Raw genomic sequence first — 22,418 nt, 5'->3', positions numbered from 1 at the left:
CTCCTCTCTGGGCGACATCATCGCCTCAGGTCGGTGTCCGGAGAAGCGGGTCAAGATCCGACCCTCGTGGACTGTGCAGATGGCGTCCCGTGGGGTGGTGTAGCTGTGGGCGCGTGAGGCGCTGCTGGGCGGACTATGCCGTGAGGGCAGCGGTGGTGTCGAGGCTGGTCTGGCTGGCGGTCGGGTGGGCGGGTAGTGCGGTGGGGGCCGGCGGGGTGAGCTGGGCCATGGAAGCCTCGGAGAGGTAGCGGCGGTCGGCGACCTGCCACTCGTCGTGGGTCTCGATCAGCACGCAGGCTGACAGCCGTAGCAGGGCGGCGGTGTTGGGGAAGATGCCGACCACGTCGGTGCGGCGCTTGACCTCCCGGTTCAGCCGCTCCAGCGGGTTGGTGGACCAGATCTTGCGCCAGTGCGCTTCGGGGAAGTCGGCGAAGGTCGTGATCTCCTCCTTCGCTTCGCGGAGCATCTCGGCGACGGTGGGGAACTGGCCGGTGAGCATGGTGGCGACGACGTCGACCTGCTCGCGGACTAGCGGTCCTGAGGGCTGGGCGAAGATGGTGCGGACGGCTGCGGCGACGGCGTCGGTGTGGCCCTTGGCGACCTTGGCGAGGACGTTGCGCATGAAGTGGACGCGACACCTCTGCCAGGAGGTGCCGGTCATGGTCTGCTCGATCGCGGTGACCAGGCCGCGGTGCTGGTCGGAGATGACGAGCTGGACTCCGTGCAGGCCGCGATCGCGTAGGGAGGCGAGGAAGTCCTTCCAGAAGTCCAGGGTCTCCGCATCACCGACGTTGCAACCCAGCACTTCCCGGCGCCCATCCAAGGTCACGCCGGTGGCGATGACGACGGCCTGGGAGACGACCCGCCCGCGGATGCGGGCCTTGCAGTAGGTCGCATCCAAGAAGACGTATGGCACCGCCTGTCCATCCAGGGGGCGGCTGCGCCAGGCGGCGACCTCACCGTCTAGATCGGCGCAGATGCGAGAGACCTCGGACTTGGAGAGGCCGGAGTCGACACCGAGAGCGGCGACGAGGTCATCGACCTTCCGCGTCGAGACGCCGTGGACGTAGGCCTCCATGACGACGGCGTGCAGCGCGACGTCGACGCGCCGACGGGGGCTGAGCAGGGAGGGGAAGAACGACCCCGTCCGCGTCTTGGGGATCTTCACCCTCACGTCGCCGGCGGTCGTGGCCACCAACTTCTCCCGCAGCCCATTGCGCTGGGTGGTGCGCGTGGAGGCCCGCTCGTGGCGCCCGGCACCGATGTGGGCCTCGGCTTCGGCGTCGACGAGAGCCTGCAAAGCGCCCTGCAGCAGCCGGCGCATGAGATCGCCGCTGTCGGCATCGGTGAGTGCCTCCGCAAGAGCGGACAGGGCAGACTGGTGCTCGAGGGTCATCGTGTGGGTCCTGTTCTACGAGGTGCTTGGCGGCTTCTCGCAGAGCCTCACGCGATGGCCCTCCCTGCTGCCGGTGCGACACACCAGCCCGCCGAGGAAGGCCACCCTCAGCTACACCACTCCAAGGGACTCACCCTGCTACTGGCCTCGCTACTCCTTTGGCTGCAGTGACGAGTCGTCATGCAATGGTGGACTCCATAACGACGATGTTTCTTAGCGACACGGTAAGGCTCTCCCGCGCCAGGGGGATGCGGGCCACATGCGCCGTGGCGGGCCGGTCACACGGTGCCTCGAGGGGCAGGCGGTAGCTGCAAGGCCCCGATCTGGCCGACGTGGCACGGCACATGATCGCTGCTGGGTAGCATGCGAGCACGCCCATACTCGCGTTGCTAGAGGTAGCTTAGGAGCAGTATGTACTTGAGTAGACTGTCCGTGCGCGGTTTTCGGGCTAGCGCAGATTCAGAACTCGAGGTGCAGCTCCCAGGACGCTTCGCCATCCTCGTAGGTGCAAACAGTGCAGGAAAAACAACTTTCAGTGACGCTGCCTATCTAGGTCACGGTGAGACCTTCCCCTTACTGGGACGGTTGAGTGCCTCTGCCCTAGGTAGTGGCGAACGCAGTATTGATGTCGAGTACAGGTTGCAGGACGATTCTCAAATTGAAGGGCCGCTTGGCGCTCAACTCCTGTCTCAGTCTGGTGCGCTCCAGCCGGGTGACGTAGCCGCAGTCTGGCGAAAGACACTCTCTCGAAGCTTGGGTGCAATACGGTCGCAATGGGATGTCGGTCACGATCTTTCTTCGGCCGTCAAGTTGATCTACTTGCCGGCACATCGGAACCCAATCGACGAGCTTGCCCGTCGTGAGGCGCGGATTCTCGTGGAGCTTCTCCGTGCACAGCAACAGCGCCTTAATGGATCCCGCAACCTTGGTCAGCTTCGGACGCGAGCTTGGGTGCTATTGGAGTCGTTGAGCTCTACCCCGCTCATCGAAGCGGTCGAGGAGCGGATTACTGCTCATCTAAGCGCGCTGACCTCTGGCGTACACCGACAATGGCCCTATGTCAGAGGTCAGCGAGTAGACGACGCCTACCTGGCGCGCGTACTCGAACTGATGCTGTCAGTGCTTGAGGGTCGCCCTAATGCGCGACCGCTTGACGTGTCGGGCCTTGGGTATGTCAACTTGTTGCATGTTGCCGTCACGCTGGCGGCTATCCCGGATGCTTCAAAAATTGCGAATCTCGAGACTGATGGCAATAACGTCGAGGTCACTCCGCAAACGCCAGCTGGTGACTCCGCTGGAGTGGGAGACGCGGGCGCGGACGAGTTTTCCATAGGCGATGCCGACCGCGCCCGAGGTGTGCTGGCTCAGGCTCGTGAAGAAGCGGAAACTGCCGAAGATTCCTTCTTCCAAGATGAGCCCTTCCATGCCACAATTGTTATTGAGGAGCCTGAAGCGCATCTGCATCCCCAACTTCAGCATGCCCTCGTCCGGCATCTTCGGAGGGCCGCTCTCGAGCGCCCAGAGCTCCAAATAATTCTTTCAAGTCACTCCACAGATATTGTCACGTCCGCGAAGCCGGAGGATGTGGTAGTCCTAAGGCGCCTCAACAGTGGCCGGCGGATTAGTCGAAGCGTTGCTCTGATTCCTCTTAGTAGCCGCGATGAGGTACTTCGAAAGGCCCGACTACACTTTGATGCAAATCGGTCATCGTCGCTATTTGCTGAGCGACTTGTCCTCGTCGAAGGCGTCACGGAAGCGGCGGTGCTTCGCGAGCTCGCCTGGGCATGGGCGGATGGAGACTTCGACAAGCAGGCATTCGTTGACGCGCTGACCATTATTCCCATAGGTACTCGAGTTGGCCCCTGGGCCGTCCGGCTTCTGGCGACTCGCAACCATGAACTCTGTCAACGCTTGGCGATACTCTCTGATAGTGACAAGGACTTTGATGAGGCGCCCGCCGAGCCGGCGTGGGTTGCGGACCACGATCCTGAAGTAGTGCGAGTGTTCTTCAGTCATCCGACGTTGGAGCCGGCCGTTACTCCCGGCAATGAGGCCCTGGTGCAGGCTGCCCTCGACGCCATCAACCTTGAGGTCGAGGGGCCAATCACTGCGCAGCGGGTACGAGACGCCTTCCGAAGTGCACGCGTGGCCACCAAGGAACGACCGGCGCTCGCAGCGGGGCCTGGGGCCAGAAAAAAGGGCGAATTCGCCCTCGCCTTTGCGGAGCAACTAATCTCCGCGCGCGATTCAGGTAGATCGGTTAATGTGCCTCCTCACGTCGAGGCATTGCTCAATTTCCTCCGCCCCGATTTCACGCCTTCAGGGATCGATGACCAGAGTGCTCCTAGTGGAACCTCGGATACCGAAGCCGCCGCAATGTCGGGTGTTTTTGACGTGACGGGAACGCCATAGTGGCCGTCGATTCCCATTTCAATGCCCTGACGGACGAGCAACTGGTTGCTGCTGCCACGAGTCAGGGTTGCGTATTCTTAGAAGCGGCTCCCGGGTCTGGCAAGACGACCGTGGCGGCCCAGCGCTTTGGTGTTATGCGTTATCGGCCGCATCGGTTCATCGAGGGCAGGCTGGATAATCGCGCCGTAGTTGCAGTCAGCTTTACGCGATCGGCGACGAGAGAACTTCAAAGGCGTGTTCGGCGGACCTGGGGCCCGACTGCTCTTACATGGCCGCATCGCATTACAACCATCGACACGCTGCTCCATGACTTGCTATCGCACTTATTGACGTGTGGACTTGTGTCATGGCCAGGTGGGCATCTCACTCTGCGGGTGCATGATTCGTGGAGAGTGCTTGTTCGGTATAGTCTTATGGATCTTGAGTGGGGTGTTTCCGTACGGGAATCCGGTGAAGCCTTCGTCGACATGTGGCGGCAAGAATCGAAAAGGATGCGACCAGAGCCGCTTCCCATGCGGGAGGCGGTGCAGTTGGGGCATTGCACGCACGATGATGTTCGGCGAGTACTCATGGTCTCGCTGCGACGCCCTGACGTTAAAGAGGCGATTCGTCGCCGTCTCGCGCAAAGCGTCAAAGCCCTAATTGTTGATGAGGTTTACGATGCTAATGCACTGGACCTTGCCGTAATCAAGGCGGCGGTTGACGCCGGTGCTGATGTGACGATCATTGGAGATCCATGGCAGGCGCTATACGGTTTTCGGGGCGCGAGACCTGATTTGGTGCCGGCGCTGATCGAAGAAACTGAGATGGTGACGTTGCCACTTTCTCAGTCCTTCCGCTGGCGCAGTGGCGCGCAGAGCAGAATTGCGACTGACTTGCGCGCGGGTCGTGGTGTCGTCCTTCCTCAGGTGGAGAATGGCGTGGGATTTGACGTGATGTTGTCGAGTCAGTGGGAGGAGCTGTGGACTCTCGGCGATACCGTCTTGCCGCTCGCATGGGGAGGCGCTAAGGGAAATGCCGTCGAGGCGGCAACGACGCTGCTTCTGAATCAAGTCACAAAGAAGCTATTCGGTGTCGAGGCGACGTTTCTCGCGGATGCCCTCGTGACTCTGGGAATCGCCGATGCGGCCGCTATGGGACGTCTCGAGGGGCCGTTTGCCGGCATTTTGGGGAGGCTTTCTGCTGCGACGACCAAAGTTGACTTCAATAGCGCATACTATGACTTAATATCTGTCATGGAGGGCGAAACTAAGCGAACTTTTCCCGCCAAGGCGCATCACAACTATACGATCCGGCTGCGTCGATTGGCGCTTCGATTGAAGGCTGAAGGAGCCTGCTTGCCGGGACTGACTATCCATCAAGCTAAGGGTAGGGAGTGGGATAATGTCGGGGTTCGCCTTGCAGATGCGGAGCGGGCAGCCCTAGAGCGGGGGCTCGACCCGGCCGACGAGCGCCATCGACTATTATACGTCGCGTGCACTCGAGCGAGGAATTGGACGGCTGAGGCACTTCCAAGGCAAGCGTGAATGGTTTTAAGCGGTACGGGCACGGTGGAGCGGCGCCGAGACCGGCGCGCCAGCGCCGCAGCTCGGCGCCGCTCCACCGCCGACGCCTTGACGGAGTAGAGAAAGTCCTCACAGCAGGGTCGCCTGCTCGGGCTGCGCCGAGCCGGCGGATGCCCACAGCTCGCGGTGGTAGCGCACGTATGCCACGTCGATGGTGTGTTGCTTGCGACGCGTCAGTATGCCGAGGGCGCTACCGGTCCCGGCGTCGACGACAGTGAGGTTGTCCAGCAGGTAGAGACCGCCCTTGTCGAACCGGACGTGGCATGTAGGGCACAGGCACAGGACGTTGCTGCGGACGTCGGGGCCGTGGTGCGGCTTGCCGAGGGCCTTGATGTGTGCGCCCTCCGAGTAGCCGGCGCCACCTGCGACGGTCGTGCGCTGCCCGCACATCTGACAAGTGTGGTCATACAGGCGCTTGATGTCCTGGGCGATGCTCGTGTTGCGAACCTGTCGCTGGACGGTGCTCGTCACGGTCGCGACGGGGCCCCCGTGCTCCTCGCCGGCGTCGCCGACCGCAGCTGACGTGGGCGGGGCATCATTGTCGAGCTCGGTCAGTTTGAACATCCACACGCGGTAGCCGTTGGCTGTGGCGGGGTAGTGCTCATCCACCCTGTACAGGCCGTCGTAGCGGTAGCCGCTCTTGGGGGAGTAGGCGGAATCACCGCGGAAGCCGCGCGTCACCCGAACGGGCAGGCCATCGAGCTCACTGCGTACAAGGCCGGCGTTGCCGGCGTCGCTGAGCGTCTGGTCAGCGACCTGCACACGCTTGTCCTGGTCGAGGCCACCGTGCCCGGTATAGAGGATGACGGTGCCTTGATCCTCATCAGTGGGATACCCACCGTTGACGACGATCGAGTCCGCGCCCTCGGCGGCCGTCCCATGGATGCCGGCCTGGATGGGAGGGTGGACGCCCGCGTCATGTAGGGCTCGGCGTGTGGCGAAGGCAGATCCAACCTGCACGCCGGGGACGTGTCCGAAGTGCTTTGCCATCGTGGTGTGCTCCTCTGGTGCTCGTACGTCGAGACGGGGCGTCCCCTGCCTGATGACCGTCAGCGCGGAAGGACAGGCAGCGACCGGGCCAGCTCACGCTGCCGTGCACGTGCCTGGCTCAGCTCCGCGTGGAAGTTGCCGTGGGCGTTCTGCGCGAGGTTGAGCGGCAGGTCTACGCCCTCGATGAGCGGTGTCTCCAACAGCCACGGCTGTGGGTCCTCGACCCAGCACACGCGGGCGTGCGCGGCCATCCAGTCGTTGAGCACCGCCTCGCCGTCGCTGAACGTCAGCCGGCTGCCGGTGCTGCCGACACGGCGCAGGCCGATACCGAGCTCGTCGGCCAGGAGGACGCCGAGCGTCAGCCGCAGCGTGGAGCCGTAGGCGTTACCGCGGTGGTGGTAGCGCACCCGGCTGCGCAGCGTCTGCTTGCTCGCCGAATCGCCGTTGGCCGGTGGGCGCTTGGGGGAGATCCCGACGTACAACAGCACCATCCCGTCCACACGGTGGCATCCCTCAACGGGGACGCCGGGCGGGGTGTCATCGAAGTACCAGGCATACACGCCCGCCGCCGCTGGTACGGGGCAGGGACGTCCGAGCACTTCCGCTCGTGTCCAGAGCCGAGCGGGGGCGAGGAGACTAGCGCTCACCACAGCATCGTGTCCGATGCCGCGGCCACAGTCCTGCCGGTCACGACGTCGGCATGACCGCGGCGCCATGCTCGGCGTAGTGCCCCGCTCCTGCCGAGCCGGCCCGCAAGGCAGCGCGGATCCGCCGAGCGAGCCGGTCAGGCGTGAGCTCGTCGAGAGCAGCAGGGTCGTGGCAGTCGGCGCGGCTGATCTCCCGGCGATCGGCTGCGATGCGGGCGCGGTCGGCGGGGGAGAGGACGCCGCCGTTGAAGATGAAGAGCAGCTTGTCGCCCTCGCTCGGGTGGGGCGCCCAGTCGACCAACAGCAGGCCGGTCACGGACAGCTCGATCCCCAGCTCCTCGACGACCTCGCGGCGAGCAGCGGACAGCGGGCTCTCGCCGGGCTCGACGTAGCCATCGGGCAGGTCCCAGTCGTCCTTGTACGTCGGCTGCACGAGCAGGACGTGCCCGCGGCCATCGCGGTAGATCACCCCGGCCGCCACGCGAGGCGTCGCCATGGGCGGCCCGGCATCGGATGTCACATGCTGACCGTAGGACGTCGGGGTCGGTGCAGGCTGGCAGCATCGTGGCGTGGACGTCGCCGCTGCCTGGGCTCTCGCGGAGGAGCACCTCGCCGAGGCCCTGCCGCGTCGCTGGCAGCACTCACAGGCGGTCGCCGCGACGGCTGCCGACTACGCCGCTCGGCTCCGCCTGGACCCGGACGTCGTCGCAGCGGCCGCGTGGCTGCACGACGTCGGCTACGCCCCTCCGCTCGTCGACACAGGCTTCCACCCGCTCGACAGGGGGACTGATGCACGATCAGGTGACGATGGCTTGAAGGATCACGGCCTTGGCCGAGATCCGGAGTTTTGCCATGGACACTGGTAGGCCTGGTCCTCGAAGCTGACTTCGAGGACCAGGCCGATGTCGAGTGCATACCTTTACAGGTCGACGCCAGTTCCGCTGTCGGTGCCCTGTCCCCACAGCCGCGCGTAGGCCTCGGCGGACTGCGGCATCTTCGTGCCGCTCAGTAGCGTCCAGTTGCCGCCGTCCTTGTCGATCTCGAACAGCGATTCCGCGGCGACCTGCCCGGCGCTGGGGCCGGCGTTGTCTCTGAACTGCTGGTACATGCCGGCCATGAAGTCGGGGGAGTCGCCGTTCTTAGCCGAACCGTCCCACTCCGGCACGATGACCGGCACCCCGGCCGCAGCGGCAGCCTGCCGGTGGGCGGTGAAGCCCTTGGGGCCACCGCCGCCGTCGCGGTCGTCGAGCTGGGACTGGAAGTCGGCGGCGGTGGCGGCATAGGGGAAGTGGTTGTAGTAGTCCACGCCGTAGGCGTCGATCTTGCCGGTGGGGATGAGGTCGCGGGCGTCGCCGTCGTAGCCGTTGGACTCGCGGTTGAACGTCAGCGTCAGGAGCGCTTGGGGGAGGATCTGCCGCTGCAGGGTGCGGTAGCGCGCCCAGGCGGTGTGGAAGGCGGCGGTCTCCTCACGGGTGACAGCCCAGGGAAACCAGTTGCCGTTGAGCTCCCAGGCCAAGGACAGGTACAGGTTGCCGTCCCGGCCGCCCCAGCCTGTCTTGATGTTGGTCAGCTGCCGGCGCCACTCATCGTCGTACTCACCTCGCGCGGCCTTCGCCCAGGAGCCGCCGGCTTCGAAGGGCGAGACGGAAACGATGAGGGACTTGTTCCAGGCGGCCTTGCTGTACTCCCCGCCGTCCTGCAGTTGCGGCACGGTGATGGCGTTGCTGCCGCCGTTGGCCCAGGTGGTGGCGATCTCAGCGGGCTGACCCTTCCGCAGCGCCGCGATGCCCTCGGGGTCACCCGCGGCGCCGGACTCCCAGTCACCCTCGGCCAGGTCGGGACGCTGCACGCCCACCGGAGCTGCTGGGCTGTCGGCCGGCTGGTCGTCGCACTCCTGGGCCGAGGCCTCGGCGGCCTGCTGGCGGGTCTGGGCGCTGAAGGTCGGCGCGGCGCTCGGCCCGTCGGAGACGGCGTAGTCCTGCGCCTGTCCGCCGTCTGCGGTGTCGTCGCTCGGGGCGGGGGACGTCTCCTCAAGTGGCTCCGCTCCGTCGGAGGAGCAGGCGTCCGGCTCAGGGTCGTCCTGGGCCGGCGACGCGCTGGCAGTGGGGCCGGGCGTGCCGGTCTCAGCGGGGGAGGGGGGCTCCTCGTCGCTGCCCGAGTCGCCCGTACCGGAGCCATCGGCGCCAGGGCTGTCGGCACCGATGAGGTCAAGCACCTTGCCCCACAACGCGTTGAGTGCGCCCTGGTCCTCCGCGGCCGCGGCGGCCGGCGCGGTGGCGGGCAGCAGGTAGAGCTCGTCGGCGGTGCCGTCGCTGACCACGGTGACCGTCGTGGCCGAGCCGGTGCGCTCGGTGGTGATGGCCTTGTCGCTGCCGGCGGCGGGGACCATGGTGCCGTCGATGAGCCTGGCGGCGCGGGCGAGGACTACGTCCTCCTGGATCGTGAACGTGAGCCTGTGGCTGCTGGCCGTGCTGTCCTGGCCGGGCATCTGCCAGTAGGAGACCAGCCGCCCACCGCCGGGCACGCCGCTGCTGTAGATGCGGGTGCCAGCGTCTTCACCGCTGACCGTGAAGGACAGCCAGCCCTCCTGCGAAGCCGAGGACGTCGCGGTTGGGGTGGGGGAACTAGCGCTGGCCAGTGTCGGGCAGGTGAGGGCCGCGGCGAGCGCGGTCGCGACCGCCAGGGTGAGGCGGCGGGCTGTCGCGGTGGGGCGGGAGTGGGGAGACTGCACGTGGTCCTCCTGTCGAGGGTCTGATTCATGGCCGATCGTCGAAGCAGGGACCCAGCACGGCGTTGCGGCGAGCGGCGTGTGCCGTCGTCGCGGGCCTGCTGGTCGACGCGTCCGTCCCGTCAGCTGCCACTGCGGGGCGGATGCGTCGGCACCACGCCGTCGCAGCGGCGTGGAGATCGAGGGGCGGACTCAGCCGCCGGGAGAGGCGCTCGGTAGCGCCAGAAGCGCTTCGTGGCGCGTGGCGGTGCACTGGGCGAAGGGACCGCGGGCGCTGAGGAGTACGGCGAGCTGGGGGTCGAGGTGGTCGCGCAGCCACAGGGCGTGGCCAGTGCGGGCGTCGGTGCGCAGCGCCTCCCACGCCCGCCACAGCGCCTGCAATCGGTAGACGGCCTCACGGTGCTCGGCCCAGCGGGCGCACCAGCGCGCCTCACCACCGACGGCGCGGGCGAAGGTGGGCGCGAAGAACCCGCTCACCCAGGACGCCAGATCGGGGTAGACGACCGTCTCGTCGTCCTCACCGCCGATCGCGCCGGTGGAGGGAGTGGGGAAGAAGGCGTCGAGCTCGTCGACGCGCAGCTCCAGGCGCGCGGTACGGGCCTCGAGTTCCTCGAGCCGGTAGTCCGGCAGCACCTCCTCCGATGCGCTCACCGCACGCTCACCCCCTCCGCGCTGCCGCGGGCTTCCTGCACCTGCCGGGTGGCTGCGCTGACGGCCGCGGCGATCTCGTCGCGGCGGGGGCCGTGGTAGTAGGGCTGCAGCTGCAGCAGCGCGGCGCGGGTGCCGGTGGCCAGCAGCAGCGCGGTGCCGCGCGGCAGGGCGCGCAGGTCCTCCGGCGGCAGGATGCGCTGGCGGCGCAGCGAGGTGGAGGTGGATCGGCGCCGCTCGCCGTCGGAGTAGGAGCGGACGGTGACGTCGTGCTCGCCGACCAGGCGGGAGACGTCCTCGGCCAGCTTGGCGTCGTCCAGGCCGGCGCCGAGCAGCTTGACGGTGGCCGCCGACCAGAGGGTGTCCATGCCGGCCTCGCCCCAGACGCGGGCGCCCTGCCGGTAGGACTGCAGCACGGTGAGCGGGACGACGCCCCGGGAGCCGAGGTGGCTGTAGAGGTCGGGCAGGTCGGCGATGCGGCAGACGTTGGCGGCCTCGTCGAGCACGATGACCATCGGCGGGTCGAGACGCCCACCGCGGCGCTCGGCGGCGCGCACGCCCTCGCGCATCACCCGGTCGGTGAGCGCGGCCACCAGTGGCGCGGCGGCCCCGGCGCCGTCCTTGGAGAGCAGGTACAGCGTCTGCCGCGTGGTGGCGAAACCGGCGGCGTCGAACTCCGCCAGGTCCGCCCCGGGCGGGGTGACCCAGGCGAGGATGACGTCGTCGCGCAGACACTGCGCGGCGGTGCGCGCGGTCTCGTAGACGCCGTCGCGGGTTTCCGGTGCACCGTTCTGCCGGCCACGCAGCGAGGCGGCGCTGGCGGTGAACCCCGCCTCGGCGAGCAGCGCGGCCGGGGTCGGGATGACCGGGTCGTTGAGCCACTCGTACACGTCACGCAGGTCGCGCCCGGAGCACGCCGCGGCCAGCAACAGCCCGGCGAGCAGGTCGTGGGCCGCCGACGTCCAGAAGTCCTTGCCGGTGCGGTCGTCGCGCACCTCCTGGATGAAGTGCCCCGCCAGGCGGGAGGCCTCCTCCACGGTGCTGAGGCCGCGCAGCGGGTCCCACCACCAGGTGCGCGGGGCGCCGGTGATGGCCTGCGGGTCGAACACCCACACCGGCTCGCCGGTGTCGACGGCGCGCAGCGTGGCGGTCGCGGCCCACAGGTCGGCCTTGTTCGACGTGGCCACCACTGCGCCGGGCGCGGCGAGCACCGCGGGCACCGCCAGCGACGTCGTCTTGCCCGCACGCGGAGCCATCACCGCCAGCAGCACGTCCTCCCACGACGCCCGCAGCTCCGGGCCGCGCGCCCCGAGCCGGCCCAGCGCGAGCCCGGTGTCCTCGGGAGCCACCTCGCCGCTGCGCGGCAAGCCCAGGCGCAGGCTGCGGGCGCGCTCGGTCACGGCGCGGGGCAGCAGGTGCTGCACCTGCGCCAGCCCCGCGAGGCCGCTCCTGGCGCGGCCGTCGCGACGTGCGACGACCACCGCGACAACGGCGGTGACCAGCGCGAGTTTGACAGCAGACAGGGTCCACACCAGCCAGGCGGGAGTTGCCGGCCACAGCACCGCCGGGCCGCCCCGGACGAAGCGTCCGGCGCTGGTCGTGTCGAACGGCGGCACCTGCCACCCGGAACCGGTCAGCCAGCTCGCCGCGCCACCAGCCAGCCAGACCAACCCGCCGAGACCCACGGCACCCCAGATTGCACCGACGACCAGCAGCGGCGTGCCGGTCCCGGCGGGCAGGCCGACGCCCCGGGGTTCCAGCGGCCGCGTCACGAGCCGGCCCCGTCATGCTGCGGGCGAGCGGCGTGGTCGGTGTCGTACAACCAGGCCTCGTCACCCACGAACTCGAGTTCGACGGGGATCCCGACGCGCTGGCCGGTCTTCACGAGGTACTTGCCCCGGCCGGGGTGGCGGGCACCGGTCTGCCAGGACTCCGGCGCTGACCAGGACGACACCATGCTCATCTCGCGGGCGGACAGCGGCACTACACGGGTCACCTCCTCCAGCTCCCGCGGCGGCAGGCCGGCCAGCACGGTGATGGCGTTGCGCTCGACGAACCCGCGGGCCTTGGCGCGGTCCTCCTCACTCGGCAGGGCGGACAGGTCGTCGAGGGAGTGGGTGGCCATCGCGTGGGCGACGTCGCGGCCGCGGTAGACGCGGGTGAGGGCGTCGGCGTGGTCGACGAGGCCAGGTGCACCGCGCAGCGCCCGCCACAGCTCGTCCATGACGGCGAAGTAGCGCCGCCGCGGGGCGAGGCCGGCCTCGGCGAGAGCGGTGGAGGCGTCGATGACCGCGAAGCCGTACGACCAGGTTGACAACATCGCCGCGGCCACCAGGGTGTCGCCGGAGGCTGCGACGGCGGAGATGTCCACGCTCACCGCCGGGCTGTCCAGGTCGATGGGCCGGGTCGTCGGGCCGTCGAAGACGCCCTTGAGGGAGCCTTCGCACAGCAGTGCCAGCGTCTGGCGCAGCGCCTTCGTCTCGGTCCGGTAGGCGGCCTCGTCGTCGACCTCCGCGGCTGCGATGAGCCGGTCGGGGGACTCGCGGATCACCTGCAGCACGTCCGGGACGGTGGGGTCGGCGCCGGCCGGCAGGCGGTCGGTGAGCAGGTCGACCGCGGCGCCGAGGACGGTTTCCTCCCCGTTGCTCAGCCGCTCGTGGCGGCGCACGAGGGAGCACAGCGCCAACGTCGCCGACAGCCGCCGGCCGCGGACCTCCAGCCGCAGCCTGGTCGCCGCCTCCCCGGACATGCGCGCCACCGCCGCGCCGAGCGGACCGGCGTCCAGGGGGTTGATGCGGTCCAAGCCGCGCCCCACCCGCAGCACCTGTCCGCCGGCGGCGGTCACCACCGCGGAGTAGTCCGGCTTGAGGTCGCCGAGGAACAGCGGCCGGACACCGAACGCCATCAGGCCGCGGGCCAGCCGCTTCAGCGCCGCGGACTTGCCCGTGCCGGGTTGCCCGAGCAGTGTCATGCCGCGGTTGGTCACCAGCCCGCTGTCCAGCCACGAGAACGGGTCCAGGCAGACGGCCTCACCCCACATCATGTGCCGGCCGAACGGCACGCCGATGCTCGGTGCGCCGGAGCCGGCGACGAACGGGAACAGCCCGCACGCCTGCACGGTGGTCGCCTGGTACTCCGGTGCAGCGGTGACGTGCCCGAGGCGACCGGCGCCGCGCGTGCGCCAGCCCCACGCCGGCGGCACCTGCACCGCCCCGCCCGCTGCCGGACGAGGTGCGCGAGCGGTGCGGAGCCTCATCGCAGGACCCTTCCGGCGACGTGCGGCGGGTAGACGCCCGCCGGCAGGGTGGTCGCGAACCCGACGGCCTGGGAACCGAACAGCCGCCGCACCCGCACCTTCGACTGGTCCGCGCGCGACTCCAGGTCGGCGACGGCGGCCGCGAGATCGGCCGGATCGGTGACCGTGATGGTCGCGTACAGGCTCATGAGGATCACACCGGCGCCGAGGGCTTCCTCGCGGGCGGCGGTGACGGCGCGCTCGTGGTCGGCCTGGTCGCGGGCGGTCGCGTCGCGGCCCTGCGTGCGCCGGTACGCCTCCCGGAACGCGGCGGCGTTGACCTGGTCCTCCAGCAGGCGCGCCGCCGCACCCGCCGACAGCGGCCGGTAGAGCATCGTGACGCGCTTGGGGTAGCGCGACGGTGACATGAGCCGCACCAGCACGTTGGAGGTGACCTGCTGCCGCGGGGCCTCGTGCCAGGCCCACGACACCGACACCCCGCTGTCGTGGCGGTAGTGGTCCCACGCCTCCTCCGCCGCCACCGGTCCCGCCGCCTCCCACGTGAGGGGAACGTCCGTCGCGGTGGAGAGGGCGGACTCGACGTCGCCGCGGCTGGCCGGGTCGAACGCGACCCGCACGGTCCCGGCGAGGTCCTCGGCGCGGGCCCGCCCCAGCACGGTGACACCGCACTCCGACAGCGCGGCCTCCATCCCGACGAGGGAGCGGGATACCTCCGCCGCGGCGTCCGCCAGCTCGGTGAGCGGGGTTCCGGCGCGGGCGGGGTCGAAGGTGATGGATACGCGCGTCTCGACGTCGGCGGACGCAGCCGGGGACACCTCGACGAGCTCACGCATCAGGTCCAGGACGTCCGCCGGTGCACCGGGGTCGAGGCGCTCGGCGACGTTGCGGGCCAGCGTCGAGCCCGGCTCAGGGGCGGTGTCCACGGTGACGGCCACCCACTGCACCATCGAATCGAACCCGCGGGAGGCGAGCCAGGAGTGCCAGTTCGCCACCCACGCGTCCGCGTCGCCGCCGTCGACGAGCCACGTGGACGTCGAGGCGCAGCGCAACGTCGCGGTGAGGAAACCCGTGCGGGCGTCGTGGATGAGCCCGAAGTGGCCGCCGCGGCCGTCTTCGCACGACAGCAACCGTGTCGCCGCCAGCGCACCGGGCAGCTGCCAGGCCGAGGGGTGCTCGACGAGGACCCCCGCGCGCAGGCTGGGGTAGCCGCGCCACGACGCCCACATCCACTGCGCGCGGCGCAGCACGACGTGCAGGATCGGTGTCCCGTCAATCCGTGTGCAGGTCACGGCGATGACAGCGCCCGACGGCACGCACAGCATCAGGCCGGCGCGGACGCTGATGCCCAGGGCGATGAGGGGTACGACGGCGCAGACCATCACGACGACCGTCGCGGTGGAGCCGAGGCCGAAGAGCCCGATACCCCGGGTCCGGCGCCAGCCGCCGTAGGTGCGGAGGACGCCGCTGTCGTGGGCAGCGGTGACCGGGCGCGATCCGGTCGCGGTGGTCGTGCTCATGCGCTGCGGTCCGTTCCGTTGTCGTGGTCGGTCATCGCGGAGGTGGCCGAGCGGGTGGCCCGTCGCGCCTCGCCCGCGGCTTCCTTGGCCAGGTGTGCGGCGAGGAGCGCACCACCCGCACCGGCTCCACCCGCGCCGGCACCGGCGCCGGATGCTGCAGCGCTGGACCCGCCGGCGGTGCTGCGGATGGTGCTCGCGCTGCCGAGGTCACGGGAGATCGAAGCGGCCTGCCCCGAGGCGGCGCTCGGGCCGCCGTCGACCTCGGCGGCCGCTCCGACGTTCGAGCGCAGCACCCCGACGGCCTGCACACCGCCGGCGGCCAGGTGCAGAGCGCTGGCCAGGCCACCGCCCCCACCGGCGGTGCCGGTCGCCCAGCTGAACAGCTTCATCATCGTGGGGAGCGCGACGATGCTCAGCAGCATCATCGACAGCCCCACCACGACAGCGCGCGGATCCGTGCTCTCGCCGGTCATCGCCAGGGCGGTGGCGTACACGAGCGCGGCCACGGGCTTGAACGCGATCAGCGCCAGCATCCAGCCGAGCAGCTTGGACAGCCACGGCCGGCCGAAGTTCGTCAGGTTGCCCGCGGCCGCCAGGACGAGGAGCCCGGCGAGCACGATGACGGCGCCCTCGCGGAACATCATGACGACGGCCTGCGCCAGACCGACGAGCATTGTGATGAGACCGAGCACGATGACGGCCCCGGCGGAGTGGACGTCGGCGAGGCTGGCGAGCTGCACCAGCCGGTCGGCGATCTGCCCGCTGGCGGCCTTGTCGAGCACCCACACGGAGAAGGCGTCGCCCAGGCGCAGCGCGGCTGCGGGGCCGATGATGCCGATGCTCGCCCACATCGCGAGCGCAGCCAGACCACGGCCGACGTCGAGCAGGGGCTCGGCGCTGCGGCGCACGGCCATGCGCAGCCCCTGCCACACCACCCCGGCGCCAGCTACGGCGATCGAGAGCCAGAGGACGTACTCGCGGATGCTGACGGCAGCGGAACCGTCCAGTTCGATGGACGGCACCTCCAGCCACCAGCCGACCGTCGTCTTGATGACCCACGTCGCGCCCTCGCGCATCGCGTCGGCGAACGTGTTCCCCAGCGTCGTTCCCGCCGCACCGGCAGCCACGGCCGTAGCGGCGGATACGGCGCCCTGTGCGCAGGCGAGTGGATCCAGCGGACCGCAGGGCATCAGGCACCTCCGTCCGGGGACGCCGGCTCGAAGAGCATCACGTCCGCGGGAACGTCAGACAGCCGGCTGAAGGCGGTGTTCCACGTGCCGGTCGAGGGCGCGACGACCTTCCAGTCGCCGTCGACGCGGGTGAGGACGACGTCGAAGGCGTAGGCCTGCTCGACACCGTTCTCGTCCGGGGCGCGCTGCACGATCCGCACGCTGCGGTTGCCCTCGGGTAGCGCGGTCACCCGGTAGCCGACGAAAGAGGACCGGCCCTCGCCCAGCGGGGCGCCCTCCGGCAGCCCGGACCTCTCCCGCGCCTGCTCGTACTCCGCTTGCACCGCACGGCCGAGGTCCGCTGCGGCCGGACCGACGACCTGCTCGCGCAGCGTCGGGCCGAACACCGCGGGCCCGGGTGCTGCGCTGGCGCGGTACACCAGGTGCACGGCGGCCAGCGCCGCCCCGAGGTCGGTGTCGGAGAAGCCGGCGACGCGCTGCCCGACGGCGCGGGTGGGGCCGTCGACGGCCGACACCGGGAAGTAGACGCCCTGCACTTGCTGCCAGGTCAGCGTCGCTGCGGGTGCGATCGGCGCGGCCGCTCGTGGACGGGGAGCGGGAGGGGTCGAGCGGTCCGGCAGGCCGGTGACCAGCGCGGCCACCGCCAAGGCCACCACGGCCAGCGCGGTGATGACCACGACCGCCCACCGCCGGCCACGACGGACGCGCGCCGGACCAGCTTGGGCTGTGATCGGTGCCCGGTAAGGGTCGGGTGGTGCCCACTCCGGCGGGCGGAGCGGGATGATCCGCGCCGCCATCAGGACACGACCGCCCCGACGACCCCCGCCCCGAACGAGACGAGGCTGATCCCGCCGAGCACCCACGGGATGCCCGCCGCCCCGTCCGCAGCCATGGCCGATCGGTTGCGACGGCCGACCGTCATCATGATTCCGCAGATGACCAGCCCGGCGGCCCCGCCGACGATGCCGATGCCCTTGAGCCAGGAGAGCAACAGGGCGACCTCCTCGGCGGCGCCCGGCGGGAGAGCTGCCGCGGGGTTCGGGATCTGAACGGTGGGCGAACTCGGGGACGGGGTGGAGGTGGAGAACATCAGGAGGTCTCCTCGAGGAAGCGGCGGTCGGTGGCGGAGAACTGCGGGGTGGTGGCGGACCGCTCGGCCAGGTGGCTGGCGAACTGCTCGACAGCCCGGTCGTAGCGGCGAGACGGCGTCCTGGAGTCACCGGACTCGTAGCGCCAGCGCTGCACGTGCGGCAGGACGTCCACGCCCGCGACGACGGAGGACAGCAGGCGGATGCGGGCTCGCGCCGCGGTCGGCATCGGACCGCGACCGTCCCGCACGAGAATCAGGTGGAGCTCCTCGCTGTCGAATCCGCTGAGTTCCAGCCGGTGCAGGGTTCGCACAGCTCGTGCCGTTCCGTCCGCGGTGGCGGCTGCCACGACGACGCAGAGCGGGGTGTTCGCGGTGCCGTCGTGCAGCGCCTCGAAGAGCGGAACCTCGCGCAGCACCGGACGCACGACGTGGTGCCTCGCCAGAGTCGTGGCGCCGCATCCACCATGCGCTGCAACGACGATGCCGTGTGCGGACGCATCGCCACCGCCTCCGGTGCTCGCGGCGGAGTTCAGGCCGGCAGCGCGCGGCACGATCCCGGCGGAGTGTTGGTCAGTTGTCACTGGACAGCTCCCGCGTTCACATGAGTTGATGCCAGGACAGTACCTGGCACTGTCAGGTCTGTCACGCGGCAGAACCGGAAGCACCCGAACCACGGCAGTTCTGTGGACACGGAGCACACGCCGCCGCTGTGGACAACCGGCCAGCTGACGAACTCACGCAGGAAGGTGACGTCATGACCCCCCCAACCGATGGAACGCAGCCTGGAGAAGCCATCGTCGAGCCAGCGCTGTCCGCGGTGCCCGCTGACGTGGCGATCGCGCGGTCGCTGCTCGTGTCGCTGGCCGACGAGGCCAGCGACAGCGCGACGGTCCTCGTCGCCTCGTGCGCACTGGCCCAGCTCGACGACGTGTGGCCGCCCTACCCGCCGGCGGAGCCAGCGCTGGCGACTTCGGCGGGACGAGTTCTGCACGACGAGGCAGTCGCGGCCCTGCAGCTGCTCGTCGGTTCGGCGTTGGACGCAGGGCAGCGTGCCCGGGCGCTGCTCGCGCTGCAGGAACTCACCACACCGATCTGGTTCACCACGCCGGCCGGCTTGCGGTGAGCACCGCGACCGCCGTCCACGAGGTCACGGCGCATCTCGCGGAGCTCAGCGCGATCCCGAGCCCGGTGGAGAGCACCCGCATGGGAGTGGATGCCGCCCTTCACGGTCGCGGCGCTGCCCTCGCGCTGGCGCGGCAGGTGATCGAGGACGTGCTCAAGGTGTCCGCGAAGTCGCCCGCCACGCTCGCCGAGCTCCACCTGCGTCCCGAGCGGGTGCTCGTGAGCGCACTCCGGGTCAGCGCCCGCGAGGCGCGCAGCTACAGCCCTGTGGAGATCGTCGCGGCTGTCGACCCGCGCTCAGCGGCGGCACGGTGGGAACGGCTCGGCGCCGCCGCGACCCAGGCGCACATCGCCTGGACGGAGAGCCCTGCCAAGCCCAGCGGTGCCGCCGGCCGGGCAGCCGTCGCCGACGTGGCCGTTGTCGCGCTGGCGCTGGCCCACCTCGACCGCCACGTCATCCAGGCGGCCACACGCGCCGGTGTCGACGACGTCGCCCGTGACCTCGGGTTCGCCCAGCAGTCCGGCCTGGGGCTTGCGGCCCGCAGCGTCCTTCGCCGCGCGGCCAGCGACGGCGCGGCCTCTTGGGAGGCGCCGTCACCCCAACGGCTCGACCGCATGCCGGTCGTGCCCGTTCGGGGGCCGGAGGACGCGCTCCGCGGGCTGCAGCGGCTGCACGACCTGCTGACGGCCGGCGCCAGCATCAGCCCGCAGCACACCGCGATGCTCCTCACCGCCCAGGTACGGATGGGCGTCGGACTGGCGCAGCAGGCCGACCGGGCAGCCCGCGCGATGGGGGAGGAGCAATACGCCGCACTGGCCGACGGGTTGCGCCGGCACGTGACGGCGCTGGCCGGGGCGTGGGATCGGTCCGACAGGGCGATGGCAGGCCTGGAGCGCCCGGACCCGCGGCCGGTGCAGCAGGCGGGGGAGTGCGTTCGGGGACTGACAGTCGGAGCGGTGCCGCTCGCGCTGCTCGAGCCGACGTCAGCAGCGGTGGTGCGGCTGGCCGGGGCCACGGCTGCGGCGGTCGAGCGGCGGGTTGAGAGCGCTAGCTGGGCGACGTGCTACTCGTGGAGCGAGGCGCAAGAGAGCGGGTCGTGGCGGGTGGTGCGGACGACGGCGATGCCGCACGTGGTGGGGGTGTTGCGGGAGGTTGCGGCCTCGACTTGCGCTGTCGCTGGACATGGAGCTTTCAGGTCAGATCGCGGGCTCGGCGGCAAGCTGAGTACAGGGGGGTTCTTGCCGCCAGCTCGTTAACCGCTGGGTGAGTTCCCTCGACGTGCAGGAGAAGGGTAGTGCCTACTCGCGGCTGGGCAGCGCGGCTGTATAACAACCGCGCCGCGGCCTGCGCGAGTGGCCGACGGTGACCTCTTCCGCCGAGGTGCTTGAGATGATGACGCCGATGGCGGATAAGTGGCTGGTGCAAGTATCAGTTGAGCGGACATGTCGGCCCCCTGGCCTACTGTTCCTACAGGGACAAGCGTAGGGAGATGCCATGATCACCAACTTTACGAGCTACGACCTCAAGCAGCTCAAGCGCGGCTCGGTGGTGGTGGTGACGCTGCAAGGCAATGCCGCCAATGTGCGCTTGCTCGACTCCGCGGCCTTCAGCGCCTTCAAAGCCGGGCGCAGCTACCGCATGGCCGACGGCGGACTGGTGAAGACGTCACCGCACCGCATGATCATCCCCCGCGCCGGTCACTGGTATGTCACTGTCGACCTGATGGGCATGAAGCCCAACGCGCGCGTGCGCTCTGCTGTGAGTGTCGAGCCCCCGCCGCTGCCGGTTGCGCGTAGCGCACGTACTGCGCCGCTCTCCGAAGTGCGTGCTGAGCGACCTCCTGCGCAGGTCGTGGCAACCGGTGAGGTCTGGGACGTCTTCATTTCGCACGCGAGTGAGGACAAGGCTGACATCGCCCGTCCATTGCGTGACGCCTTGGACGCCTTGGGTGTCAAGGTCTGGTTCGACGCCTTTGAAATGGGCATCGGCGACAGCTTGCGACGCAAGATCGACCAGGGACTCGCCCGCAGCGCCTTCGGCGTCGTCATCCTCTCCACATCTTTCTTCGCCAAGGGGTGGACACAGTACGAGCTCGACGGCATCGTCACGCGCTCGATCGCCGGCGAGCAGAACCTGCTGCCCATCTGGCACAAAATCACCCGCGACGAGGTCATGGCGCAGAGCCCCTCGCTGGCCGACAAGGTGGCCCGCTCGACGACGGACCGCACCGTGGCACAGATCGCCGAGGAGATCGCCCGACGTGTCCGCCCAGACCTCTTCGAGGACGAAGACGAGCTTGTGGGATGAAAGGCCATGAGCGCGATGGGCTACCTGTAGTCATCAGGGGACATGAACGTGGAAATGTCAGAGCTAGGGGTACATGGCTCGGCGAGGCGGGTCGCTAGCTCCTCGTCGCTGACCTCCCGCGGCGCTGGGGCCACGTACTTCTCGTCGACCCACCCACAGCGCATGCACGTGCCAACCGCCATCCGGTAGGAGCCACAGTCCTCGCAGCGCGCGTTGTCACCGACCATCCACCGAAGCCGCGCGGCGGTGACCGTGGCCAGAAAGTGACTCACCGCCGCGACAGCGATCTGCGCGTCATAGCTCTTGGCGTTCTTGGCATGGGTGAGCTGGTTGACGTAGTCCCACGTCTCTCGAGCTAGCTTGTTGAGGTAGGAGCGCAGCTGCTTATCGGTCGAGGACGCACTGGCAGCGAGGTAGGCGACGAGCAGGCCCGTCCATCCCACGACGTCAGCTGCCTTGGGAGCCGTCTCACCAGCTGGTACCAGGTCGTCGTCGGCGACCTCCCGGGCGTACGTGATCATCGACTCACGTAGCCGCACCCCCACTGCTTGGAAGTCCTCGGCCTCGCGGCCACCGTCCAGCGAGTCGATGGACTGCTCCCAGAGGCGCCACGCCTTAGGAAGGAGCGCCGTCGCTTCCTCGGCGATTGGTACCTCCTCACGGCTAGCGATCCTGACCGTAAGGCCGACGTGGAAGGTCAAGGCGACGTCGCGGCTCTTAAAGTCTTCTTGAGAGTAGTAGTTGAGCGGGCCGCTAATCGCCCACCAGCGACTGTCGGTGCAGTGAACATCCCAGATGTCGTGCAGCGTCGAGCCGACCCGCTCGACAGCCACCTTCTCTAGGTGAATGACGGGATCATCGGGCATCTGCCAGGCGAAGTAGTTTTGGATGCTCTCACGCTCTTGAGCCGATGCCTTCATCGAACCGCTGCCATGGTGTAGCTCATGCCGAGTAGTCTCTCCCAGAGGATGGCGCTGCCATAGTTAGCCTTGGTGCCCAAAGTTCTGGCGGGCCTGGCGGAGCACAGCTACCAGGTCGTGGAGATCATCAGTGAGTCGGTCGCGGCCATCTGCGCCAAGGCCTGGTGGCAGAGGCTTAATGTAGTCGCGGACGACCATGAGCATCGCACCAGCATGGACTCCCCGTTCCGGTGGGATTCCACCAGCTTGAGTAAACTCGTCGATAACGGCTGCGAGTTGCATCACGGCATCAAGAGCATCCTGCTGTTCGACGGCGCCACGTTCTGGGATGGGCGGCGGAGTCTCGCGATTAGCGTAGGCAGCCATCAGGGCCTGCATCATCCCGTACAGCCGTAGCTCCAGCGGAGCCTCCTGCTCATCTGCCATGTCGCGATCCTAGTAGCGGCCAGCGTCATAGTGGAACAGGGCTCGCTGCATGGTCAGGTGATACCGGCAGTGGCTTGCCCAACAGGCAGCAGGTTCCCTACTTTGCTTGACCATCATCTTCATATGCGTCCGACACCTCACAATGAGGTTTTCTCACCGGGTTGGTAACTGAAGGTGGGTGAGGACGAAGGCAACAGAGGCGA

21 protein-coding genes are annotated in these 22,418 nt (G+C 68.9%); 7 read left to right on the top strand and 14 right to left on the bottom strand.

Annotation, left to right across the window (positions count from 1 at the left end; translation table 11 throughout):
* Positions 1–133: 133 nt before the first annotated feature.
* Positions 134–1,396, bottom strand: a complete 1,263-nt coding sequence (locus ABEB16_RS05075) for an IS256 family transposase (RefSeq protein WP_345711183.1) — start codon at positions 1,394–1,396, stop codon at positions 134–136.
* A 471-nt stretch (positions 1,397–1,867) separates the two neighbouring features.
* Between ABEB16_RS05075 and ABEB16_RS05070 the strand changes: the two genes are divergently transcribed.
* Positions 1,868–3,808 carry an AAA family ATPase gene (locus ABEB16_RS05070; RefSeq protein ID WP_345711182.1) on the top strand — a complete coding sequence of 647 codons (1,941 nt, stop codon included), beginning with the start codon at positions 1,868–1,870 and terminating at the stop codon, positions 3,806–3,808.
* Positions 3,808–5,334 (top strand): UvrD-helicase domain-containing protein, encoded by a 1,527-nt coding sequence (locus tag ABEB16_RS05065; RefSeq protein WP_345711181.1) that lies wholly within the window; start codon positions 3,808–3,810, stop codon positions 5,332–5,334. Before ABEB16_RS05070 ends, ABEB16_RS05065 begins: the two co-directional genes overlap by 1 nt.
* A gap of 108 nt (positions 5,335–5,442) precedes the next feature.
* On the opposite strand, the gene ABEB16_RS05060 is transcribed toward ABEB16_RS05065, so the two are convergent.
* From ABEB16_RS05060 to ABEB16_RS05050, 3 genes are read right to left on the bottom strand one after another with little or no spacing between them, the layout of a single operon-like run.
* Positions 5,443–6,363 (bottom strand): YDG/SRA domain-containing protein, encoded by a 921-nt coding sequence (locus ABEB16_RS05060; RefSeq protein ID WP_345711180.1) that lies wholly within the window; start codon positions 6,361–6,363, stop codon positions 5,443–5,445.
* Between the two features lie 59 nt (positions 6,364–6,422).
* On the bottom strand, positions 6,423–7,079 hold the full coding sequence (locus ABEB16_RS05055; protein WP_345711179.1) for a GIY-YIG nuclease family protein: 657 nt from the start codon (positions 7,077–7,079) through the stop codon (positions 6,423–6,425).
* Positions 7,051–7,506, bottom strand: coding sequence for an NUDIX domain-containing protein (locus ABEB16_RS05050; RefSeq protein WP_345711178.1), 456 nt, complete (start codon positions 7,504–7,506; stop codon positions 7,051–7,053). The genes ABEB16_RS05055 and ABEB16_RS05050 overlap by 29 nt, the downstream gene beginning before the upstream one ends.
* A 73-nt stretch (positions 7,507–7,579) precedes the next feature.
* Here ABEB16_RS05050 and ABEB16_RS05045 point away from each other — a divergent pair, with 73 nt between their 5' ends.
* On the top strand, positions 7,580–7,876 hold the full coding sequence (locus ABEB16_RS05045; RefSeq protein ID WP_345711177.1) for an HD domain-containing protein: 297 nt from the start codon (positions 7,580–7,582) through the stop codon (positions 7,874–7,876).
* A 53-nt stretch (positions 7,877–7,929) separates the two neighbouring features.
* Here the strand turns inward: ABEB16_RS05045 and ABEB16_RS05040 are convergent, their stop codons facing one another.
* The 9 genes from ABEB16_RS05040 to ABEB16_RS05000 form a co-directional block, all read right to left on the bottom strand.
* Entirely contained in the window at positions 7,930–9,741 is a 1,812-nt protein-coding gene (locus tag ABEB16_RS05040) for a glycoside hydrolase family 26 protein (protein WP_345711176.1), read from the bottom strand.
* A 189-nt stretch (positions 9,742–9,930) separates the two neighbouring features.
* Positions 9,931–10,389 (bottom strand): DUF4913 domain-containing protein, encoded by a 459-nt coding sequence (locus ABEB16_RS05035; RefSeq protein WP_345711175.1) that lies wholly within the window; start codon positions 10,387–10,389, stop codon positions 9,931–9,933.
* Positions 10,386–12,158 (bottom strand): type IV secretory system conjugative DNA transfer family protein, encoded by a 1,773-nt coding sequence (locus tag ABEB16_RS05030; protein WP_345711174.1) that lies wholly within the window; start codon positions 12,156–12,158, stop codon positions 10,386–10,388. Before ABEB16_RS05030 ends, ABEB16_RS05035 begins: the two co-directional genes overlap by 4 nt.
* On the bottom strand, positions 12,155–13,642 hold the full coding sequence (locus ABEB16_RS05025) for a hypothetical protein (RefSeq protein WP_345711173.1): 1,488 nt from the start codon (positions 13,640–13,642) through the stop codon (positions 12,155–12,157). The genes ABEB16_RS05030 and ABEB16_RS05025 overlap by 4 nt, the downstream gene beginning before the upstream one ends.
* A complete protein-coding gene (locus ABEB16_RS05020) occupies positions 13,639–15,159 on the bottom strand; it encodes an SCO6880 family protein (RefSeq protein WP_345711172.1) in 1,521 nt (506 codons plus the stop codon). The genes ABEB16_RS05025 and ABEB16_RS05020 overlap by 4 nt, the downstream gene beginning before the upstream one ends.
* A complete protein-coding gene (locus tag ABEB16_RS05015) occupies positions 15,156–16,286 on the bottom strand; it encodes a hypothetical protein (protein ID WP_345711171.1) in 1,131 nt (376 codons plus the stop codon). The genes ABEB16_RS05020 and ABEB16_RS05015 overlap by 4 nt, the downstream gene beginning before the upstream one ends.
* 62 nt (positions 16,287–16,348) lie before the next feature.
* Positions 16,349–17,026 carry a DUF8175 domain-containg protein gene (locus tag ABEB16_RS05010; RefSeq protein WP_345711170.1) on the bottom strand — a complete coding sequence of 226 codons (678 nt, stop codon included), beginning with the start codon at positions 17,024–17,026 and terminating at the stop codon, positions 16,349–16,351.
* A 119-nt stretch (positions 17,027–17,145) separates the two neighbouring features.
* Positions 17,146–17,439, bottom strand: a complete 294-nt coding sequence (locus ABEB16_RS05005) for a hypothetical protein (protein WP_345711169.1) — start codon at positions 17,437–17,439, stop codon at positions 17,146–17,148.
* Positions 17,439–17,855: a hypothetical protein gene (locus ABEB16_RS05000; RefSeq protein WP_345711168.1), complete on the bottom strand. Its 417-nt coding sequence runs from the start codon at positions 17,853–17,855 to the stop codon at positions 17,439–17,441. The genes ABEB16_RS05005 and ABEB16_RS05000 overlap by 1 nt, the downstream gene beginning before the upstream one ends.
* Before the next feature lie 293 nt (positions 17,856–18,148).
* Here ABEB16_RS05000 and ABEB16_RS04995 point away from each other — a divergent pair, with 293 nt between their 5' ends.
* The 3 genes from ABEB16_RS04995 (at position 18,149) to ABEB16_RS04985 (ending at position 20,869) form a co-directional block, all read left to right on the top strand.
* The gene (locus tag ABEB16_RS04995; RefSeq protein ID WP_345711167.1) at positions 18,149–18,562 is read left to right on the top strand and encodes a hypothetical protein; all 414 of its coding nucleotides are present in this window, start codon (positions 18,149–18,151) and stop codon (positions 18,560–18,562) included.
* Complete coding sequence (locus ABEB16_RS04990) at positions 18,559–19,818, top strand: hypothetical protein (RefSeq protein WP_345711166.1); 1,260 nt, start codon at positions 18,559–18,561, stop codon at positions 19,816–19,818. Before ABEB16_RS04995 ends, ABEB16_RS04990 begins: the two co-directional genes overlap by 4 nt.
* A 238-nt stretch (positions 19,819–20,056) precedes the next feature.
* The gene (locus ABEB16_RS04985; RefSeq protein WP_345711165.1) at positions 20,057–20,869 is read left to right on the top strand and encodes a DUF1883 domain-containing protein; all 813 of its coding nucleotides are present in this window, start codon (positions 20,057–20,059) and stop codon (positions 20,867–20,869) included.
* Between the two features lie 20 nt (positions 20,870–20,889).
* Here the strand turns inward: ABEB16_RS04985 and ABEB16_RS04980 are convergent, their stop codons facing one another.
* Complete coding sequence (locus tag ABEB16_RS04980) at positions 20,890–21,789, bottom strand: hypothetical protein (RefSeq protein ID WP_345711164.1); 900 nt, start codon at positions 21,787–21,789, stop codon at positions 20,890–20,892.
* 72 nt (positions 21,790–21,861) lie between these two features.
* Between ABEB16_RS04980 and ABEB16_RS04975 the strand changes: the two genes are divergently transcribed.
* Positions 21,862–22,185, top strand: a complete 324-nt coding sequence (locus ABEB16_RS04975; protein WP_345711163.1) for a hypothetical protein — start codon at positions 21,862–21,864, stop codon at positions 22,183–22,185.
* Positions 22,186–22,418 lie beyond the last annotated feature (233 nt).

Origin of the sequence: Kineococcus glutinatus (assembly GCF_039542765.1) — a bacterium.
GTDB classification, from domain to species: domain Bacteria; phylum Actinomycetota; class Actinomycetes; order Actinomycetales; family Kineococcaceae; genus Kineococcus_A; species Kineococcus_A glutinatus.
Note: the sequence above shows the minus strand (reverse complement) of the source record. Positions and strands in the feature narration are given on the sequence as shown.

Bases quoted from the DNA above. Each gene is read 5' to 3' on its own strand.
- ABEB16_RS04980 (WP_345711164.1), bottom strand. From the start codon at position 21,789: ATGAAGGCATCGGCTCAAGAGCGTGAGAGCATCCAAAACTACTTCGCC.
- ABEB16_RS05020 (WP_345711172.1), bottom strand. From the start codon at position 15,159: ATGAGCACGACCACCGCGACCGGATCGCGCCCGGTCACCGCTGCCCAC.
- ABEB16_RS05050 (WP_345711178.1), bottom strand. From the start codon at position 7,506: ATGGCGACGCCTCGCGTGGCGGCCGGGGTGATCTACCGCGATGGCCGC.
- ABEB16_RS05075 (WP_345711183.1), bottom strand. From the start codon at position 1,396: ATGACCCTCGAGCACCAGTCTGCCCTGTCCGCTCTTGCGGAGGCACTC.
- ABEB16_RS05055 (WP_345711179.1), bottom strand. From the start codon at position 7,079: ATGGCGCCGCGGTCATGCCGACGTCGTGACCGGCAGGACTGTGGCCGC.
- ABEB16_RS05005 (WP_345711169.1), bottom strand. From the start codon at position 17,439: ATGTTCTCCACCTCCACCCCGTCCCCGAGTTCGCCCACCGTTCAGATC.
- ABEB16_RS04985 (WP_345711165.1), top strand. From the start codon at position 20,057: ATGATCACCAACTTTACGAGCTACGACCTCAAGCAGCTCAAGCGCGGC.
- ABEB16_RS05060 (WP_345711180.1), bottom strand. From the start codon at position 6,363: ATGGCAAAGCACTTCGGACACGTCCCCGGCGTGCAGGTTGGATCTGCC.
- ABEB16_RS05025 (WP_345711173.1), bottom strand. From the start codon at position 13,642: ATGAGGCTCCGCACCGCTCGCGCACCTCGTCCGGCAGCGGGCGGGGCG.